At 34.4% G+C, this 20,053-nt stretch carries 14 protein-coding genes and 1 rRNA gene; 2 read left to right on the forward strand and 13 right to left on the reverse strand.

The features are described 5' to 3' along the window. Positions 1-80: ribosomal RNA gene (gene rrf / locus FA045_RS19230) — 5S ribosomal RNA — on the forward strand; the annotation flags it as partial. 351 nt (positions 81-431) lie between these two features. Beyond that, the gene (locus tag FA045_RS10065) at positions 432-1,412 is read left to right on the forward strand and encodes an acyl-ACP desaturase (RefSeq protein WP_136876949.1); all 981 of its coding nucleotides are present in this window, start codon (positions 432-434) and stop codon (positions 1,410-1,412) included. 50 nt (positions 1,413-1,462) lie between these two features. Here the strand turns inward: FA045_RS10065 and FA045_RS10070 are convergent, their stop codons facing one another. From FA045_RS10070 to FA045_RS10130, 13 genes are all read right to left on the reverse strand, one after another. Then, on the reverse strand, positions 1,463-4,852 hold the full coding sequence (locus tag FA045_RS10070) for a methylmalonyl-CoA mutase family protein (protein ID WP_136876950.1): 3,390 nt from the start codon (positions 4,850-4,852) through the stop codon (positions 1,463-1,465). A gap of 551 nt (positions 4,853-5,403) precedes the next feature. Continuing rightward, positions 5,404-7,068, reverse strand: coding sequence for an alkaline phosphatase PafA (gene pafA / locus FA045_RS10075; protein ID WP_136876951.1), 1,665 nt, complete (start codon positions 7,066-7,068; stop codon positions 5,404-5,406). Between the two features lie 61 nt (positions 7,069-7,129). Beyond that, a complete protein-coding gene (locus FA045_RS10080) occupies positions 7,130-8,416 on the reverse strand; it encodes a bifunctional folylpolyglutamate synthase/dihydrofolate synthase (protein WP_136876952.1) in 1,287 nt (428 codons plus the stop codon). A gap of 19 nt (positions 8,417-8,435) precedes the next feature. Next, the gene (locus FA045_RS10085) at positions 8,436-9,248 is read right to left on the reverse strand and encodes an energy transducer TonB (protein WP_136876953.1); all 813 of its coding nucleotides are present in this window, start codon (positions 9,246-9,248) and stop codon (positions 8,436-8,438) included. Continuing rightward, a complete protein-coding gene (locus FA045_RS10090; RefSeq protein WP_136876954.1) occupies positions 9,248-9,652 on the reverse strand; it encodes an ExbD/TolR family protein in 405 nt (134 codons plus the stop codon). Before FA045_RS10090 ends, FA045_RS10085 begins: the two co-directional genes overlap by 1 nt. After that, a complete protein-coding gene (locus tag FA045_RS10095) occupies positions 9,652-10,362 on the reverse strand; it encodes a MotA/TolQ/ExbB proton channel family protein (protein ID WP_136876955.1) in 711 nt (236 codons plus the stop codon). Before FA045_RS10095 ends, FA045_RS10090 begins: the two co-directional genes overlap by 1 nt. 3 nt (positions 10,363-10,365) lie before the next feature. Continuing rightward, complete coding sequence (locus tag FA045_RS10100) at positions 10,366-11,604, reverse strand: HU domain-containing protein (protein WP_136876956.1); 1,239 nt, start codon at positions 11,602-11,604, stop codon at positions 10,366-10,368. A 55-nt stretch (positions 11,605-11,659) separates the two neighbouring features. Beyond that, on the reverse strand, positions 11,660-13,357 hold the full coding sequence (locus FA045_RS10105; RefSeq protein WP_136876957.1) for a TonB-dependent receptor: 1,698 nt from the start codon (positions 13,355-13,357) through the stop codon (positions 11,660-11,662). Between the two features lie 6 nt (positions 13,358-13,363). Continuing rightward, positions 13,364-16,381 (reverse strand): tetratricopeptide repeat protein, encoded by a 3,018-nt coding sequence (locus FA045_RS10110; RefSeq protein ID WP_136876958.1) that lies wholly within the window; start codon positions 16,379-16,381, stop codon positions 13,364-13,366. A gap of 139 nt (positions 16,382-16,520) precedes the next feature. Continuing rightward, positions 16,521-17,453 carry an aspartate carbamoyltransferase catalytic subunit gene (locus FA045_RS10115; protein WP_136876959.1) on the reverse strand — a complete coding sequence of 311 codons (933 nt, stop codon included), beginning with the start codon at positions 17,451-17,453 and terminating at the stop codon, positions 16,521-16,523. Positions 17,454-17,460: 7 nt separating this feature from the next. Further along, the gene (gene pyrR, locus FA045_RS10120) at positions 17,461-18,006 is read right to left on the reverse strand and encodes a bifunctional pyr operon transcriptional regulator/uracil phosphoribosyltransferase PyrR (protein ID WP_136876960.1); all 546 of its coding nucleotides are present in this window, start codon (positions 18,004-18,006) and stop codon (positions 17,461-17,463) included. Positions 18,007-18,078: 72 nt separating this feature from the next. Next, positions 18,079-18,909 carry an aminotransferase class IV gene (locus FA045_RS10125; RefSeq protein WP_136876961.1) on the reverse strand — a complete coding sequence of 277 codons (831 nt, stop codon included), beginning with the start codon at positions 18,907-18,909 and terminating at the stop codon, positions 18,079-18,081. Beyond that, positions 18,909-20,042 carry a DmpA family aminopeptidase gene (locus FA045_RS10130; protein ID WP_136876962.1) on the reverse strand — a complete coding sequence of 378 codons (1,134 nt, stop codon included), beginning with the start codon at positions 20,040-20,042 and terminating at the stop codon, positions 18,909-18,911. The genes FA045_RS10125 and FA045_RS10130 overlap by 1 nt, the downstream gene beginning before the upstream one ends. Between the last annotated feature and the right edge of the window lie 11 nt (positions 20,043-20,053).

Consider the following 20,053-nt stretch of genomic DNA (forward strand, 5'->3'; position numbering starts at 1 on the left):
CCCATTCCGAACAGAGAAGTTAAGCCCGCCAGAGCCGATGGTACTGCAGTAACATGTGGGAGAGTAGGTCGGTGCCAGATCTTAAAAGAAGCCTCATAACGAAAGTTGTGAGGCTTTCTTGTTTTACAAAATTTCCTATTAAAATGTTGTGTTGGCTTTTGTTGATCCAAAAAGCGATGTGCTTTGTGAACTTTGCTAGGCAAATGTAAATAGCAGCACAACATGCTCCATCATAGACCCGATTGCAGTGTATACCGAAGTGGATAGCGGGCAATGGCCGTATAACGGAAAGCGGGACACACGTTAATAATACAAATGAAAATGATCTGCTAATTTTTATTGAACTATTTAGCTTTCATATTGTTTAAATTACAAATAAGGTAAGGTTAAATTCTGCTTTATGCTTATCTTTGCACAATAAACACTATAAGATGAACATCAATTTTGGATCTAGGAAAGAAGTATTAATGCATGTTGAAAAATATATGCTTAAAATGATGCCTACCTATTTGAAACCTATAGATACTAACTGGCAACCATCAGATTTTTTGCCTGACTCTACGAATGAATCATTTTTTCAAGATATTAAAATATTAAGAGAGAATGCTAAAGATCTTTCTTACGATTTAGTTGCTGTGTTAATTGGTGATACCATTACCGAAGAGGCATTGCCTACTTATGAATCATGGTTAATGATGATGGATGATATTTCTCGTGATGAAGAGGGTGGTTGGGTTAAATGGAATAGACATTGGACCGCTGAAGAAAATCGTCATGGTGATCTTTTGAATAAATATTTATATCTATCTGGTCGTGTTGACATGCGCCAAATGGAGATTTCTACACAGTATTTAATTGCTGATGGATTTGATATAGGTACAGGTCATGATCCATACAGAAATTTTGTTTATACAAGTTTCCAAGAATTAGCAACTAATATTTCTCATAGAAGAGTAGCTTCGTTAGCGAAAAAGAATGGTGATGTATTGTTATCAAAAATGTGTGGCGTAATTGCAGCAGATGAACTACGTCATGCAAAGGCCTATAAAGATTTTATGTCGAAAATATTTGAGGTTGATCCTAGTGAAGCAATGATTGCTTTTGAAGATATGATGCGTAAGAAAATTGTAATGCCTGCACACTTTTTGCGTGAAATGGGATTGAAGATTGGTCAAACTTTTGGACATTTTACAGATGCTGCACAGCGTTTAGGCGTTTATACCGCTGTTGACTATGTTGAAATTATGCAACAGTTGATAGAGGAATGGAAAATTGATAGCATTAACGAGTTAAATGAAGCAGGTGAAAAGGCGAGAGATTATATTATGAAATTGCCTGATCGTTTATTACGCGTTGCTGATAGAATGAAAAACCCAACAATGGAATATAAATTTAGTTGGATACATTCTTAAGATAAAGAATTATTAGAACAAAAAAGGCTCCATTTGGAGCCTTTTTTGTTTTACATGTTGCGGCGATATTGGCCACCAACTTCGTAAAGTGCATTACTAATTTGTCCTAAAGAACAGATTTTACACACTTCCATTAGGTGTTCAAATATGTTTTCTCCAGCGATGGCTGATTTTTGTAAGTTCTTTAAAGCGTTAGCAGTTTGATTTGCATTTCTATCTTGAAAAGATTTTAATGCATTGATTTGAAATTGTTTTTCTTCCTCAGTGGCGCGGATTACTTCGCTAGGTACAATTGTTGGTGATCCGTTTTTGTTTAAGAAAGTATTTACACCTACAATTGGATATTCGCCAGTGTGTTTTAAAGTTTCGTAATACAAACTTTCTTCTTGAATTTTACCACGTTGATACATGGTTTCCATAGCACCTAAAACACCACCACGATCATTTATTCGTTTAAATTCTGCTAATACGGCTTCTTCTACTAAATCTGTTAAATCTTCTATAATAAAAGCACCTTGTAATGGATTTTCGTTTTTAGCCAAGCCTAATTCTCTATTAATGATTAACTGAATGGCCATTGCTCTGCGTACCGATTCTTCTGTTGGCGTTGTAATTGCTTCATCGTAAGCATTGGTATGCAGTGAGTTACAATTGTCGTAAATTGCATATAAGGCTTGTAATGTTGTTCTGATATCATTAAAATCAATCTCTTGCGCATGTAATGAGCGGCCAGAGGTTTGAATATGGTATTTTAATTTTTGTGACCTGTCGTTACCTTTATATTTGTTTTTAATCGCTTTGGCCCAAATTCTACGAGCTACACGACCTATAACCGAATATTCTGGATCGATACCATTACTAAAGAAGAAAGAAAGATTTGGTGCAAAATCATCGATATTCATTCCACGGCTTAAATAATATTCTACAAAAGTAAAACCATTACTTAAGGTAAAAGCCAATTGAGAAATTGGATTTGCACCAGCTTCGGCAATATGGTAGCCAGAAATTGATACTGAATAAAAATTCCTTACTTTTTCGTCGATAAAGTATTTTTGAATATCGCCCATCATCCGCAATGCGAATTCTGTAGAAAAAATACAGGTGTTTTGGGCTTGATCTTCTTTTAGAATATCTGCTTGTACCGTGCCACGCACCGCACTAATGGCATAAGCTCTGATTTTGGAATACACATCAGCAGGTAAAACATCATCTCCAGTTACGCCTAACAACATTAAACCTAAGCCATTGTTACCTTTTGGTAATTCACCTTGATATTTAGGTTTATCGATACCTTTTGCTCTATAGATTTCGGAGATTTTAGCTTCAATTTCCTTTTCTAAACCATTTTCTATGATATATTTTTCGCACTGCTGATCTATTGCTGCATTCATGAAAAAACCCAATAGCATAGGCGCTGGGCCATTAATTGTCATGGAAACAGAAGTAGATGATGCACAAAGATCGAAACCAGAATACAGTTTCTTAGCATCATCTAAAGTGGCAATGCTTACCCCAGAGTTACCAATTTTACCATAAATATCTGGACGGATGTGCGGATCTTCTCCATATAAAGTTACTGAATCAAACGCTGTAGATAATCGGTGGGCTGGTTGGCCTAAAGAAACATAGTGAAAACGTTTGTTTGTTCTTTCTGGTCCACCTTCTCCGGCAAACATACGTGTTGGATCTTCTCCATCGCGTTTTAATGGGAATACTCCAGCTGCATAAGGAAATTCTCCAGGTACATTTTCTGTTAATAACCAACGCAAAATATCTCCCCAATCTTGGTATCGGGGTAAACTTACTTTTGGAATTTGAAGTTTTGAAAGTGATTCGTAAAAAAGTGGTTGTTTAATTTCTTTGTCGCGAACTTTATAAACAAAAAACTCTTGTTTGTATTTTTCTTTTGTCTCTGGCCATTGGCGAAGTAAACGTTTACAATCACCATCTAATTGTTCTTCTAAATAGTTATAAGCATCTTGTAAATGCCCACCTAAATCTTCCCCAGAAGGGAGGGCTTTTTCCTGTTCTTCTTTAAATAGGTCAATTACACCTTTAAGTTGATATAATTTTCTAGCGATTTTACATTGTTTATCTACCCATTCGTTATAAGTTTCGCTAGCTTCAGCAATTTCTGATAAATAACGAATACGATCTGGTGGAATGATGTATATTTTTTCGGATTGAACATTGGTCATTTCCATTAGAGAAATAAAATCGACCGCTGTTTTATCTTTGATACCTTTTAATAAAGCAACAAAGAGATTGTTCATTCCAGGATCATTAAACTGTGATGCCATTGTTCCATAGACTGGAATTTCTTCGTCTTTGGCATCAAAAATATTGTGGTTGCGTTTGTATTGTTTACGCACATCTCGTAAAGCATCTAATGCGCCGCGTTTGTCGAATTTATTGATGGCAACCAAATCAGCAAAGTCTAACATGTCGATTTTTTCTAATTGAGAAGCAGCACCAAACTCGGGTGTCATTACGTATAAAGAGACATCGCAATGTTCGGTAATTTCTGTATCAGATTGGCCAATCCCGGAAGTTTCTACAATTATTAAATCGTAACCTGCTGCTTTACAAATGTCTATGCTTTCTTGAACATTTTTAGACAGCGCTAAATTTGCTTGTCGAGTTGCTAATGAACGCATATAAACCCTTGGGTTGTTAATGGCATTCATTCTAATTCTATCGCCTAATAGTGCACCACCAGTTTTACGTTTTGATGGATCTACAGAGATAATTGCAATGGTTTTGTCTTTAACTTCCACCAAAAATCTACGTACCAATTCATCAACCAATGATGATTTACCAGAACCACCAGTACCTGTAATACCCAAAACAGGAGCTTGACTTTTTAGGGTCAGTTTCTTTAATTCATCAACAAATTTTTGAGCACCTTCTGGATCATTTTCTGCTACAGTTATTGCTGAGGCTATACTTTTAACCTCTTTATTTGGAATGTTTTCTAACTCGTTTGTGATCGCTTTTGTAGTGATAAAATCGGTTTGCTCTAACATATTATTAATCATGCCTTGCAAACCCATTTTTCGCCCATCATCTGGCGAATAAATTCTAGTAATTCCGTGTGCTTGTAATTCTTCTATTTCTGAAGGAAGAATTACGCCGCCACCACCGGCAAATATTTTAATGTGTTTTGCACCTTTTTCTTGTAACAAATCGTACATATACTTAAAATATTCGATATGTCCACCCTGGTAAGATGTCATTGCAATACCTTGTACATCTTCTTGAATGGCACAATTTACCACTTCATCTACAGATCGGTTATGCCCTAAATGGATTACTTCGGCACCTGATGATTGCAATATGCGACGCATGATATTTATGGTTGCATCGTGTCCATCGAATAAAGCGGCAGCGGTAACAAAACGAATTTTATTTTTGGGTTTGTATGCTTGAATTTGTTCCATGTAGGTTCTTGTATTTGGTATGCAAAGTTAGCAAAAACTAAGGATTGGCAATGTTATTCATATAATAGATACAGAACAATCACGAACAAATTTATATGAAAAGCAGTTTCAATAGCTTTTATTAAAGTTAGTCGGGCTAATCGTTTCAATTTTTTTGTGCACTTCGACTACGCTCAGTGTGACACAAAAAAGATTTACACTAATATCCCGTTTATAAAACTTTGGTTCTTTCTACTATTTGCAGTTGCACTATGCCTAAACATATCTTATAACTTGCAAACTTCATATAGTTTTTAGTCTTAAAGCTGATGCTGATATAGATTTAGCATAACGAATAACGTTAGTTGCTAGGTTAATGTTGGTTAGTCAATTTTGTTTAATACAATTTGCTATTTGCTTTTTGCAGCTTTTGTTTATTGTACTGTTTGATGTTTTATAAGCCTGATTGAAATGATAGCCCGGAATGTAGCGAAGCGAAATGAGGACTATAAATGAAAAGCAGGGCTTACGTTAATCGTAGCCCTGCTTTTGCCTTTCAAAAAATATAAAATTTACTGAGTAATTTCTGTAATTGGTGTACCAATGCAACCATTTGGCATTTGGATACGCAGCATTGTTGCTAAGGTTGCGGTAATGTCTGTCATGTAGTATTGTTTTGATGTTTTACCAGGTTTTACATTCCAACCCAAAAACACTAGTGGGATATGTGAATCGTAATTGTACCAACCTCCATGACCTATACCAGAGGGTGAGCTAGAATTATACCAAGCTGCATGGTTTATAATTTGAATGTCGCCACTTAGTTTTGGATTATAACCATTTGCTAATCTGGTTTTTAATTCGGTGGGTAAAGTTGTGTTTTGTAGATTGGTTAAATCTATCGCGTTACTTACACTCTTTTGCTTTTTAAGGTAATTGATAGCTGTATTTTTAACTGTTGTAAAATCTAACTTACTATTTTCAATAACTTCGTGGTCAAAAATTACTTGATCATTGGTAACTGTGATGATCGCTTTTTTAAGTTGAAATTTTTGCTGCATTAAAGTATCTAAACCTCTATATAATGATCTTGAAGTAAATCTTTCTGCAGGTATTTTATTCTTAGCTAAAAATTCTGGCGCATGAGCCACACCATGATCTGCGGAGATAAAAAACAAATAGTTTCCCTTGCCCACAGTTTTATCTAAGTAGTTAAAAAGTTCTTCTAGGTCTCTATCTAATCTTAAATAAGTATCCTCAATTTCGATAGAGTTTGGCCCAAATTGATGACCAATATAATCTGTGGAAGAACAACTAATGGCTAAAAAATCGGTAATATCGTCTTTACCTAATCCCTCTTTTTCTACTGCCAATTTTGCAAAATCAATGGTCATGGTGTTACCGTATGGCAAACTTTTAATCATTTCATTATTTTTACCAATGTATTGTTTGGTTGCATGAGGAAATGAAGATCCACTTTCGTCTTTAAAACGACCTTCATAAACAACATCATTAGAGTCGCTGTTTAAATAAGTTTCTATTGGGTAAAGGGTATTCCAGTCTTTTGAAAAAAACCTATCGCCTTCTTTTAAAGCATTATATTCGTTTACCCAAGTTGGTAATTTATCCATGTAGTGTGTGCTGGTAATCCAGTTACCACTCATGCCATCGTGCCAATAAGCCCCATTTGCCGAGTGACCGCCTGGAAGTATTGATCCTCTATCTTTCATAGATATACTGATTACTTTTGACTGAAAATTTGTGGCTATTCGCAGTTCATCAGTTATTGTATTAACTTGAAGATTTTTTGGCGACATTAATCCTGCATTTGAGGTGCTGCCGACTGTTTTTTGACTTTTATCTTCAACACAATACATATCTCTACCCACCATTGGGTCGTACCATGAATTGGCAATAATACCGTTTAATGCAGGTACAGAACCTGTATAAATTGATGCATGGCCTGGAGCTGTTTGAGTGGGTGTGTAAGGAATGAAAGTGTTTTCTGCCGAGAAACCTTCATTAATTAATCTTTTAAAACCACCTTTTGAGTAACGATCGTAAAAACGATATAGGTAATCCCAACGCATTTGATCTACCACAAAACCTACTACTAATTTTGGTCTATCAACCGTTTTTGGATATTGAGTGCTTGCTGTATTTGGTTTAACCCATTTTTGAGCTTGTGATTGACTGAATGCTGAAATTAATATAGCTATTAAAAGTATTCTTATCATTATATTGGTTTTTGTAAGGGGGTAAAAATAGCAATATGATTGTGAAGTAATAGTGAATTTATTATAAAATTTCTGCTACTACAAATGTGCTTCCACCTATAAAGATGAGATCTTTAGGATGGCTTTTTTCTTTAGCATATTTAAATGCTTCAATTACAGAATTAAAAACTTTTCCTTTTAAATTATGAAGAGTAGCTTTTTGATAAAGTTCTTGAGCAGGTAAAGCTCGTTCTAAATCGGGCTGGCAAAAATAGTAAATCGCATTATTTGGCAATAAAGCTAAAACACCATCAATATCTTTGTCTTTTACCATGCCAATAACCATGTGTAATGTTTGATATTTGATATTTGCAATGTTTTTTAGTATTTCGGTTATCCCAGCTTTGTTATGACCAGTATCGCAAATTACAAGTGGGCTTTTGCTTAAGGTTTGCCATCTGCCCTGTAAACCAGTTAATTTTTTTACGTTTTTTAATGCCTGATAAATTGCTCGGTCTGGAATATTAAAGCCAAGTTCTCTGAGTTTTAAAACCGATTGAATTACAGTTAAAATATTCTTCTGTTGATAAGTTCCGGTTAAATCTAATGCCAAATTTGTAAAGATAGCCTGCTCATTCTCCAAAATATCTACTGTTAAAAAAGATCCTTTAGTTGTTTGATGATTGATTTTCAGCGTATCTTCTGCAAAATGAATGGGTGCTTTTTCTAATTTGGCTTTTTGTTTAAAAACATCAATGGTCTCTATGTGTTTTTCGCCAATAACTACTGGAATATTTGGTTTGATAATGCCAGCTTTTTCAAATGCGATTTGTGCTAAGGTATCACCTAATAAATTGGTATGATCTAAACTAATATTTGTGATTACAGAAAGCTCTGGAGTGATAATGTTAGTTGAATCTAATCGGCCACCTAAGCCTACTTCAATTACGGCGATATCAACTTTTTCTTTTGCAAAATACTCGAAAGCCATTGCAACGGTTACTTCAAAAAAAGAGGGTTCAATTTCTAGGATATTCTTTTTTTGCTTACGAACAAAATCCTTAACAAAAGCTTTTGGCACCATTTTGCCGTTGATACGGATACGTTCTCTAAAATCTTTTAAATGTGGCGAAGTATAAAGTCCGGTTTTATAACCTGATTTTTGCAAAATAGCTGCCAACATGTGAGATGTTGAGCCTTTGCCATTTGTACCTGCAATATGAATGGTTTTGAATTGATGCTGAGGATTATCTAATCTAGCACAAAGTTCTATAGTATTGTGTAAATCTTTTTTCAATGCAGCAGCACCAATACGAGTAAACATTGGAAGTTTGCTGTACAGAAAATTCAGTGTTTGTTGGTATGTCATTTTTTATAAAATACCTAAGCTATTTTACTTTAAAATTGAAAATTACTACACCAGTTTGGCTATCGCCACCAACATCAGATTTGCTTAATGAAGAGTTTAAAACTGCTTTGATACACTTGTTTACCAATTCAGTATCTGTTAAAGTACTGCCTTTAAGTTCCTGATTTGCTCTAGTAATGGCTCCAGCTTTATTAAAATATATTCTAATTGCAATTCTCCCAGTTTTCTGGCCATCATCGGTAGGTATAACCAAGTTAGAAAAACGCCTAAGCGGTATAGGCGTGTTACCATTTCCTGATCCACCTGCTCCGTAATTTGGTGCTAATGGATCTCCATTTATGCTGCCCTGGTTTCCTGGCGTATTGCCGGTACCATCACCTTGTCCGGCGCCATTGTTCTTTTTGCCTTTGTAAAGTGCATTTTGGTTAATGGCTTGCTCTGCAGGTTTTGTTTCTTTTGCACTAGTAGGAGCGTTGTTGCTTTTTTTATCCTTTGTATTAATACTAACCGCATCCTGACTGTTTTGCGTGGTTATATCCTTATCACTCATTTGAGAAGAAACAGTTGGCGTAACTTGCTGTTCTGGAGTAATTTTATCGGGCATTTTATTGTTTGCATTTTCATCCATAGAAGGCTCTTCGATGCTGGTATAATCGGTACCCATACCCGTAACTGATGTGCCATAATTTACAACCATGCCGCCCATACCAATATCTTCTGGTGGTTGAAAAGATCCGATAGCCCAAAAAATGCTCAATACAATAAACAGCGCCATTATCCCTGTTGATATGGCAATTGCTTTTGGATAGTTATTTTCTTCTTGGCTTGTCATTAATTTTTCTTCTGTTCTACTGCTAAAACAACTTTTAATTTAAGTTTGTTGGCTACATCAAAAACCTGCATGGTATTTTCTATAGAAACACCTCTAGCTACATATAAAACAATAGTTACATCATTTGCAGCTTGTTGATAGGTTTGTACTTTACTTTCAATTTGGTCTAATGTTACTTGTTCTTTATCAACGAAATAATTCAAATTCTCGTCTATAGTAACAGTAACTGTTTTTTGTGAAGTAGATTGTTGCCCTGATTCTGAACGTGGCAATAACAGTTTAACTACTTGTGGATTTACTACAGCAGATGCCAATAGAAAAAACAAAAGCAAGAAGAACATGATATCGTTAAGTGCAGAAGTATGAACTTCAACCGTACCTTTTTTTCTTTTGCGTAAATTCATTATTTGCCCGGCTCTTCTAATAAATCTATAAATTCAATTGCGTCAGTTTCCATTTTAAGGATGATTTTTTCGACCATCATATTTAAAATGTGATACAACACATAAGCTATAATACCAATGATTAAACCAGTTGCTGAAGTAATCATTTTAGTATATAAACCACCAGAAATGGTTCCAATTTCAATAGCACCTTTAATAGATACATCATGAAAAATGGTAATTACACCAATAATTGTACCTACGAAACCAAGCATTGGCGCAATACCTGCAATGATACCCAAAACACCAATGTTTTTTTCCAATTTAGATACTTCTAATTTACCGGTATTTTCAATGGCGCCTTCAATATCTTTTATTGGTCTGCCAATTCTTTTTAAACCTTTCTCCAACATTCTACCTAAAGGCGATTTTGCATTTTTACACAAAGCGATAGCATTGTCTAATCTGCCATCGTGTATGTTTTGTTTAATCTGAAACAATAGGTTAGATTCATCTTTAGATACTTTACGAATAGTTAAATAACGCTCGATAAATATAACCAAACCTAAAAAGGCCAATAATGCCAAAGGGACCATTACCCAGCCTCCAGCAAATAATAAATCTATAAAACGGAGTTCTTTAGGAGCTGTTGCAACAGTTGTGGCTGCAACATTTGTAGAATCGATCATCTGGTTCACTGTGTCTTGAACTGCTAAAAGCAATGTATTCATGTGTTATTTTTTTGGTTTGATGGGCTGTATGTAAATTCCCTGGTTTTTTAAAATTACTCTTAAACTATCTCTATATAATTTTGCTTCGTATTCTGTTAAAAAAGTGCCTGCACTTATGTTAATCATAGTTTTAGACAATTTTATCTTTTTAGCTTGAACACCTTCTTTAGCCAAATTTGCAATAATTCTATTGGCCTTTTTTTCTGTAGCTACAGCACTTACTAAAACTTCATAAGTGGTTACTGCGCTACTATCAATTTTTGGTTTGGTAATACTATCAGTGCTTAACTTAATCAAATCATTATTTTGAGCTAAACTATCAACAGCTATTGTATCTGTAAAATTTGTTACCGTATCTGCTAATACTGGAGTGATGGTTTGTTCCTGTTTATCTCCAAAATTTTTGTTGAAATAGTTATTAAAGAAATTCGGATTGATGAAATAAACAATGGCTCCTAATGCAACAATAATTAAAAACGCAATTAAAAATTTCATAAAGAATGGTAAACCTTTTTTCGGTTCTTCCTCTTCAAATTCTGGTTGCTCTACAAAAACAGGTTTTTGTTTAACTTCAATATTTTCAACTTGCTCAGGTTTAGTTTCTTCCTCAACTGTTTCTATAACAGGAGGGTTTTCATTTAAATGATGGTAGGTGGTAGGGTTATTTTTAAGCTCAGAAATCTCTTCATAAACCTCTTGTTCATCATTTAAAAGTACATTTTCTTCAACTTCAGTTTCTTGTCCAGGATTTTCTTCTTCTAATTTATTTTCCTCAACTATTTCTTCTAAAATATTTTCTTCAGCATTGCTGGATGAATGTGAAAATGTATTGTCAATTTCAATTTCGGTTACTTTTGGCAAACCATAATAATCGAACCCAATATCGTTGCCTTCTGTTGGAGTAAAGTTGATTTCGCCATTACTCAGTTTAAGTTTGCCTAAGTTAGCTAAATCAGCTTCTTGTTTATCGGTAAGGTCGGTTTGTATCCGCTCTGCGAACTCGCGGATATAATAATTAGCAGATTCTGTAGTAATATTTCTTTCTGAACTGATGTAATTCGCTAACTCTTCTTGTTCTTCTAAATCGGTAGTAAATGATAGTTTATAAGTTGGTGGTACAAAGGCATGTTGTGCTGTATCGTATTTACCAGGCGATTTTTGTTTATAAAACGTTCCTAAGCCAGCAACACCAATGGTTTTACGGGTTTTTAAAAGTTCTATGAGGTATAGTAATATATCCATTCTGGTAAAAATAAATTTTAATTCGGTACCAATCAATAATTAATTTATGAGCTCCTTAAAATGAGTAACTTAAACCACCAAAAATATTGATGCCATTTTGCTGATAATATAAAAATCTGTTGTATTTAGTGTTTAAAATATTGTTGGCTTTTGCAAATACTGAAAACTTATTGTAGATTTTATAATCAGCTCCAATGCCTAAGTCAACAAACCCTTTAACCGTTACAATTGTTTCTTTAGAAAAATCAGGGGTAGATGGATATAAACCTGCAACTTGAGGGTCTGCCACGTAAACTTTAGCTTTGCTATCATCTTGGATGGCTACACTTGCATTAAAGCTTAACTTGTTGTTGTAAGTATATGAAAAGTTTGAACTAACACGCAATTGAGGCTTAAAAAAGCTTTCATTCTCTACTGCCGGTTTGTAATCTTCCATAATCAAATTTCCTGTCCACTTTAAGTTATCGCTCACTTGTACCGATAACTCACCTTCTAAACCTAATAACTTCATGGTTCCGAAATCATAAATTACATCAAATTTATTGAAGCTATTAAAATTGTTTACAAATAATGGCATATCAGTAATTCTTTTACTATAGAATTTTGCTTTGTAACCAAAGCCCGGACCACCAGTACCTTTAATACCACCACTAATACTCAATTTTTCTACCGTATTTTGTATAGCTATATTTGCATTTAAGAAAGGGTTTTCATCGGTAAATGATTTTAAACTATTTCTATTTACATCACCTTTAACCTCTCCAAAAATTTGTAAAAATTCAGGTATCAAGGTGAAATCAGCAGTTACAGCAGGAAAAAATCTGGTGCTTGAAAATTCACCAAACTCTTGTACTAAATTTACACCAGCAGTAATTTTTACTCCATTTGCTTGCAATTTGATATAAGGATTTAAGCGGAACAAGTTGTTTGAGATATTGGTATTGACATCTTTTGTGCTACCTAGTTCTAATGAACTGGCTAATCCTAAATTAAATTTGCTAATTCTTTTATTTAAGTAACCTGTAATGGTAACTGCATTTTCTTTAGCTTCAAACTTATCATTTAATAAATAGGCATTAATTTTTGCAGCATAGCTTAATGCATTTTCATCCGTAGTAAATTTGTTGATGGCTTCACCTTCAATTTCAAAAAAGTTGATGGCTTGCTTTTCTGGGGTAGGATTTAAAGTTGGATTTAAATCATCAATGCCATAAAAATACACACCATGTCTTTGAAAGTTCACACGGCCATTTAATGTTGCCTTATCTCCAATACTGCGGCCAAAAGCACTCAATTGCTGTGAGTTTTCATTCTGCATATTTAGTTTACCTTCTTGGCCAAAATGCCTAAAAAATGCACCAGCTTGTAAAGCCTGATCATTGCCTGTGCCTACATAAGCTTCAGCTAAAAATGTGCTCAGTGAACCTAATCCACCCTTCACATAATTGTTAACTAATTCAGCAGATTTTTCATCAGCCAATTGCTGTGCTTGTAACTTTTGAATATCAGAATTAAGCGAAAGTCTACGATCGGTTACGATGTAATTAAACTTTGCTTTATAAGTACCTACATTATTTAAATCTGGACTTCTTCTTAGTTTAACCGCTTCGGCTAAAACGGGTTTGTAAGGTCTTATTACCTCAATTTCTTCAGTTACAATTTTCTCAGGTGGCTTAACCTCTTGTGCTTTCAGGGTTAAAGATCCAGCTGCTAAAAAGATAATGGTGCTATATATGGTTTTGTGTAATGTCATTTGTGCTTAGTTAATTTTTGCTAATTTTTCTTTTGCAGTAGGAAGGATATCATCATTGCCTTCATAGTTATCGATAACGCTTAATAGCGTACTTTTTGCTTGAAGTCTATCTTTTAAAGCCAAGTAGTTATCTGATAATAGAATGAATGATTTAGCCACCCAATAATCATAAGAAGGCATATTATTAATTAAATCGAAACAGGTTTTTTGTGAAGTTTTATAATCGCCTTTGGCATATTGTATAGCCGCCAAATTGTACTTTGCTTCTGCAGCTGCCAAAGTTTTTGTTTTAGCTACAACGTTGTTAAAAGATTTAATTGCCTGTGTAGTATCAGCTTTTATTAAAGAAGCTTTACCAATGTATAAATCAGCACTATTTTTTTCTTCTTCAGATGCCTTATCAGATGTTTTGATGATTTCAGCATACTTACTCATGTCATCGGCCATGCCCAAAGCATTGTAAGCTTTTAGCAAATTATTAATAGCGTAGGTATAGTGAACTTTATAATCTGCTGTAGTTTCTAATCTTTTCAAATAAACAATAGCTTCATTATATTTTTTTTCCTCCATTAAAACTTTAGATACGCTGATTAATGAACGTTCTGTATAATCGCTTGTCCAATCGTTTAAAATGTAGTCATAGTCAGGTATTGCTTCCGCAGAGCGACCTAATTTTACTAGAGATTCAGCTCTTATAAACTTAGCTTCTTTATCGTGTATGGCTTTTGGGAATTTATCAAAATAGGCATTGATTGCTTCATAAGCACCTTTTGCATCACCTTGTAAATACCTGTTATTAGCGGCCTGAAAAACAATGTTGTCTTGCTCGCTCATCGAATAATTACCTAACGGAGTTGTACCAGCATAAGCAATAAATCCATTGGCATCACCTTTGTCAATGTAAATATTTTTGATAGATTCTAGCGCTTGCTTTGCTTCTGGAGAACTTGCATAATCTCTAATCACTTTTTTAAATGATTCTAATGCCATTTCATCTTGGTCTTGATTGTATTGAACTAAACCAATGGTAACTAAGGCACGAGGAACATAACTACTACGCGGATATTTTGCAACTAAATCAACTAAATCTGATTTAGATTTATCGAAATCACCTTTATTGAAATAAGTATAAGCCGTTTCAAAGCCAGCATCATCAGCATAGTTTGAGGCAGGAAATTTGTTCAACAAGTTTTGCATGGTGGTAATTTTAGCATCATCTTGTTTCTCTAATCCTTGGATCATTCCACGTTGAAACAATGCATAATCTTCGCCAGTTAATTTACCGTTGATGATTTTGTTATAGTAAACCATTGCATCTCTATAATTTTTATTTACAAAGTAGGCATCCGCAAGGCGGATGGTTGCATCAGTTACTGTTTTGGCATCTTTATCATTGCCACTTAAAAATTTTTCGAAGTAGTTTGCTGCCTTAGTATATTTTTCATCTTCAAAAGCGGCATAACCCAAAGCATAATTTGCGAAATTATATACCTCTGTTTTTTGTGCAGCAGGCATTGTTAAAAATTGCTCGAAGGTTTTAACAGCTTCGCCATATTTGCGCAATTCATACATCGATTCGGCCATCCAATAAATTCCTAAAGCGTGTATTTCGCTATCTTCTGGGAAATTACCCGAACGTAAAAACATTGATAAAGCATTAGGAAAAGCTCGTTCGTTATAATATTCTAAGCCCCGGAAATAGGTAGCTTTTTGATAAGCTTCTTTTGCTTCTGGTGTTTTGTTTGGCAGAGGTTCTAAAATATCAATAGCAGTTTGATAATTTTTACTTGTTAATAAAATCTCACCTTGCAAAACTCTAGCCTCTGTTAGTTTTCTTGAAGATGGGAATTGTTTGATAAAGCCTTGAACCGACTCTAAAGCTTGTGCGTTAAAATCTAACTCATAACTTAATCTGGTATAGCTTAACCAAGCCTCTTCTTGTATAATTTTATCAAAATCTAATCTTGATGCTCTAAAAAAAGCGCTTCTCGCTTTTTCTTTGTTGTTCAATTTTAATGATGCTCTACCAAGTGTGTACATACCATTTTGCAAATACACATCGTCAGAATTTAACTTTTCTAATACAGGTACAGCCTCTTTATACTTTTCATTTTGGAATAGTGAGTAGCCATATTGGTAAATAAATAAGTTGTTTTTAGTTTGATTTTTATCTTTTGCGTAGAACTCTGCGAAGTATTTTTCAGCATTTTTATATTCTGCTTTTGCGAAAAATGAAGCAGCCACCAAACTTAACATTTCAGGCTCAAACTGTTGTTTAGTTTTAGCCATTGCTGGTAAGGCATAATCAATTACATCATCGTAACGCTCATCTAAATAATACATTGAGGTGATGTAATAAGGATAACTAGCCTCGTAAGTAGGAGAGCCTTTTAGCTTCTCTAAGTTTGATAGCGCTGTTTTATATTCTTTATTTAGGTAATTGATGTAAGCAAAGTAATATGTTGCACCTTCTTTAAACTTAGTATCTTCTTTTTTGGCAGCTTCAAATAATGGCTCAGCTTTTTCGTAATCTTTTAACAGAAAGTACGAATAACCTTGTTTAAATTGATATTCAACTCTTTCTTTTTGCGAAAGTGAAGTTGGTTCTGTTTTTTCGAACCATTCTAAAGCTTTTGTATAGTTCTTTTGTGCGAAGTAAGATTTACCAACATGAAAATAGGCCAATTTAGTATTCGGATTTAAAGGATATTCTCTTATAAAATCCATAAATAGGTTTTCTGCATCGTCATTACCCAACTCTAGTGCACAAACTGCAGCATAAAACTTAGCATTCTCTTTTATTAATGATAACTCGGCGTTGCTTTCTTGTTGTTTGCTAGCTTTATTTCTGGCTTGTTCTACAATTTTAAATTGTTGTGATGCTGCTGCGTATTTCTCATGTTGAAGCAGTTCTAAACCGGTTTGATAATTTTTATTTAGTGTTACTAAGGGACTAATTTGGGCAAAACTAGCGGTAATACCGCCGACTAAAAAGAGGGGAACTAATAGAAATTTCTTCTGCATAGGTTTCAAATATGGTTGGTACTAAATTAGAAATAGTAACAATGCTTATCAACATAAGTAACTAACATGTGTTGATAACACAGTTTTAACGATTGGATTTTGGAAATGTTGTTAAAGATTAGAAAAGTATTAGAAACGCTTAATCGTTTTGACTAGCTAACAAATAAAGCACAGCCATTCTAACTGCTACTCCATTTTCTACTTGTTCTAAAATAATAGATTGTTTGCTGTCGGCAACATCGCTTGTAATTTCTACACCACGGTTAATTGGACCAGGATGCATAACGACAATCTCTTTGTCGAGGTTATCTAGAATTTGTTTGTTTAAGCCATACATCATGGCGTATTCCCGTTGCGTTGGGAAGTATTTAATGTCTTGCCTTTCTAACTGAATACGCAGCATATTTGCTACATCACACCAGTTCAAGGCCTTTTTTAAATCGTGTTCTACTTTAACACCTAAGCTTGCAATGTGTCTTGGTATTAGTGTTGTTGGTCCGCAAACCATAACTTCTGCACCTAATTTTTGCAGGCATAAGATATTAGAAATTGCAACTCTTGAATGTAAGATATCGCCAACAATAACTACTTTTTTACCAGCAACATCGCCTAATTTCTGACGAATAGAAAAAGCATCTAACAAAGCTTGTGTTGGATGTTCATGAGCACCATCGCCAGCGTTAACAATTTGAGCTTTAATATGCTTACTTAAAAACTGACCAGCACCAGCATAAGGATGACGCATCACAACCATGTCAACCTTCATTGCTAAAATGTTGTTAACGGTGTCAATTAAGGTTTCACCTTTGCTAACAGATGATGATGAAGCTGCAAAATTTACCACATCAGCAGATAATCTTTTTTCAGCAAGTTCAAATGAAAGTTTTGTACGAGTAGAGTTTTCGAAAAATATATTCGCAATGGTAATGTCTCTTAACGATGGAACCTTTTTTATCGGCCTGTTAATTACATCTTTAAAGTTATCGGCAGTTTCCAAAATCAATTCAATATCATTCAGGTTAATATCTTTAATGCCTAAAAGATGTCTAGTTGATAGTTTTTCTGCTGCCATTTTTTTCTTATTGCTTATCTGATAATAAAACTACTTTGTCTTCTCCTTCTTGCTCTTTCCAGCTTACTTTTACTTTTTGCGAATCAACACAATCAACCTGCTGGCCAATATAGTTGGGTTCAATAGGTAAATGTCTGCTAAATCTTCGGTCAATTAACACCATTAACTCTACTTTTTCAGGTCTTCCGTAAGCTAACAATGCATCCATAGCCGATCGTATAGTGCGTCCGGTCCATAAAACATCATCAATCAAGATTACTTGTTTGCCTTCAATAATAAAGTCAATTGTATTACTGCTAGCGGTAACCAAACCATCTTTTCTTCTAAAATCATCCCTAAAAAAAGTAATATCTAAATGTCCTTTTTGGATAGATTTTGTTTTTAAAATTTCAGAAAGTTCTTGGTGTACGCGATCTGCGAAATAAATTCCTCTAGGTTGGATGCCTATTAATACTGTATTCTTAAAATCGGTATGATTCTCAATTAATTGATGACAAAGTCGCTTAATTGTAATTTGAAATTTTTTACCGTCTAGGAGGGTTCTCTTCTGCATTTAACAAGGATTGAGCAAATATAGGTAAATGTTTTAATGTTGTAAAGTTGAAATGTTGGAATTTGCAATTCGTTAAGCCATCACCTTTTGTAATAGTGATTTAAATTCATCTTTAATTAAACTTGTAACTGCACCAACTTTGCCATCTCCTACATCTTTACCATCAATATTTAAAATGGGCATTACATTTTTAGTAGAGCTGGTAATAAAGGCTTCATCAGCATTTTTAACATCATCTAGTGTAAAATCTTCGGCTAAAATTTTATAGCCATCTATATTAAAGTTTAAAATTTTACTACGTGTAATTCCCCATAAAATGGATGTTTTAGGTGTGCTAATTGTTTTGCCTTTAACCATAAAAAAGTTTGCTCTTGGGCATTCTCTAACTGAGCCATCCTGGTGGTAAAGGATATCATCAGCCAATTGTTGTTTTACCAAAGGTTGCAAACGGATGGCTTGTAAATAATCTATCGTTTTAACGTTGGCTAATTGTCGCTGATGGTTGTAAGTAATTAAACGCATTCCTCTATCAAAACTAGTTTCATCAAGTTTAAAAGGAGTTTGCGTAATAATTAGGTTCGGTTCAGCCATTAAATAACCATCTGCAGAAAATCCTCCGGTAAGTATAATTTTTAAACCTGAATTTGGAAGGTTGTTTCCTTCCATTAAATCGTTTATCGCTTTAAATAAATTCTCCTTGCTGTAGGGAACAGTGATATTTAATTCTTTTGCAGAATTATAAAATCTGTTAAAATGATCTTCAATAAAGATAGGTTTGCCGTTAATGGTTTTTAAAAAATCAAAAATACCAAAACCTCTTTGTACTGATAAATCTGAAACATGGATTTTAGCTTCTTCTTCTAAAAATAACTGATTGTTGATGGAGATAAATTTAGCTTTCATTAATTGATGTTATTGTGTTTTTTTAGGATAGATAATACTTTTTCTATAGGTAAGCCTTCTACAACATTGCCTTTATAGCCTTGCATATTTTTGCCTGCAAATAGTGAGTTAATGATGGCTTCTTCTGTAGCTTCTATAGCTGCCATAAAAATGGGAGAGGTGTAATCGTTGTGTAAAGTGTTGTTTTGATTTACTTTTTCTTTAGGACTATGTGCAACCCGAAGATTTTCGGCAGTTGAGAATGCAATAACATAATCGCCGCTACCATTTGAGGCAATTCCTCCAGTTTTACCTAAACCTAAAAAAGCCCTTTTAGCTAATCGTTCTAAATTTCTACTGTCTAAAGGTGCATCTGTTGCTACAATGATCATGCAAGAGCCATCAACATTGTTTAACAATTGATTGCTAAAATCGAATTTACCTAATTCTTTGCCAATATTTACGCCATTAATTTGTAATACTCCGCCAAAATTTGTCTGTACTAAAACTCCTATGGTGTAACCGCCCAAACTCTTGGGTAATTTTCGGGATGAGGTGCCAATGCCACCTTTGTAACTAAAACAGATTGTCCCTGTACCCGCACCAACATTTCCTTCTTCAACTATTCCATTTTTTGCATTTGCCAAAGCTTGTAACACATCAGCAGTAGAAACATGGCGGCCTTTGATGTCATTTAAAAAACTATCATTAGTTTCGCCAACTACTGCATTTACAGAACGTATATTTTCATTTCCACTTTGTGCTAAAGAATAAGTAATTAAGGCATCCATTGCTGTAGCAACATTCATGGTATTTGTTAAAACAATCGGCGTTTCCAAGTTACCTAGCTCCATAATTTGAGTGCTACCGGCAAGTTTGCCAAAACCATTAGCTACAAATACAGCTGCAGGTACTTTTTGCTGAAAAACATTGCCCGAATGAGGTATAATTGCAGTTGCTCCAGTTCTAACAGAATCTCCTTTGATCAAAGTGGTATGCCCAACCGTTACCCCAGAAACATCAGTTATGCTGTTGAATTTGCCTGGCGCCATTACACCAATTTTAATTCCGTAATCTCGAGCTCTTTTTTGGTTTTGGGCTAAAGCTGAAAGACTAAGGATAAAAATAAAGAAGAGCGAAAAGCATTTTTGCATTATAAAATAAT

The sequence above is a fragment of the Pedobacter cryotolerans genome, from assembly GCF_005116475.1.
GTDB lineage: Bacteria > Bacteroidota > Bacteroidia > Sphingobacteriales > Sphingobacteriaceae > Pedobacter > Pedobacter cryotolerans.

Bases quoted from the DNA above. Each gene is read 5' to 3' on its own strand.
- FA045_RS10065 (WP_136876949.1), top strand. From the start codon at position 432: ATGAACATCAATTTTGGATCTAGGAAAGAAGTATTAATGCATGTTGAA.
- FA045_RS10070 (WP_136876950.1), bottom strand. From the start codon at position 4,852: ATGGAACAAATTCAAGCATACAAACCCAAAAATAAAATTCGTTTTGTT.
- pafA (WP_136876951.1), bottom strand. From the start codon at position 7,068: ATGATAAGAATACTTTTAATAGCTATATTAATTTCAGCATTCAGTCAA.
- FA045_RS10080 (WP_136876952.1), bottom strand. From the start codon at position 8,416: ATGACATACCAACAAACACTGAATTTTCTGTACAGCAAACTTCCAATG.
- FA045_RS10085 (WP_136876953.1), bottom strand. From the start codon at position 9,248: ATGACAAGCCAAGAAGAAAATAACTATCCAAAAGCAATTGCCATATCA.
- FA045_RS10090 (WP_136876954.1), bottom strand. From the start codon at position 9,652: ATGAATTTACGCAAAAGAAAAAAAGGTACGGTTGAAGTTCATACTTCT.
- FA045_RS10095 (WP_136876955.1), bottom strand. From the start codon at position 10,362: ATGAATACATTGCTTTTAGCAGTTCAAGACACAGTGAACCAGATGATC.
- FA045_RS10100 (WP_136876956.1), bottom strand. From the start codon at position 11,604: ATGGATATATTACTATACCTCATAGAACTTTTAAAAACCCGTAAAACC.
- FA045_RS10105 (WP_136876957.1), bottom strand. From the start codon at position 13,357: ATGACATTACACAAAACCATATATAGCACCATTATCTTTTTAGCAGCT.
- FA045_RS10110 (WP_136876958.1), bottom strand. From the start codon at position 16,381: ATGCAGAAGAAATTTCTATTAGTTCCCCTCTTTTTAGTCGGCGGTATT.
- FA045_RS10115 (WP_136876959.1), bottom strand. From the start codon at position 17,453: ATGGCAGCAGAAAAACTATCAACTAGACATCTTTTAGGCATTAAAGAT.
- pyrR (WP_136876960.1), bottom strand. From the start codon at position 18,006: ATGCAGAAGAGAACCCTCCTAGACGGTAAAAAATTTCAAATTACAATT.
- FA045_RS10125 (WP_136876961.1), bottom strand. From the start codon at position 18,909: ATGAAAGCTAAATTTATCTCCATCAACAATCAGTTATTTTTAGAAGAA.
- FA045_RS10130 (WP_136876962.1), bottom strand. From the start codon at position 20,042: ATGCAAAAATGCTTTTCGCTCTTCTTTATTTTTATCCTTAGTCTTTCA.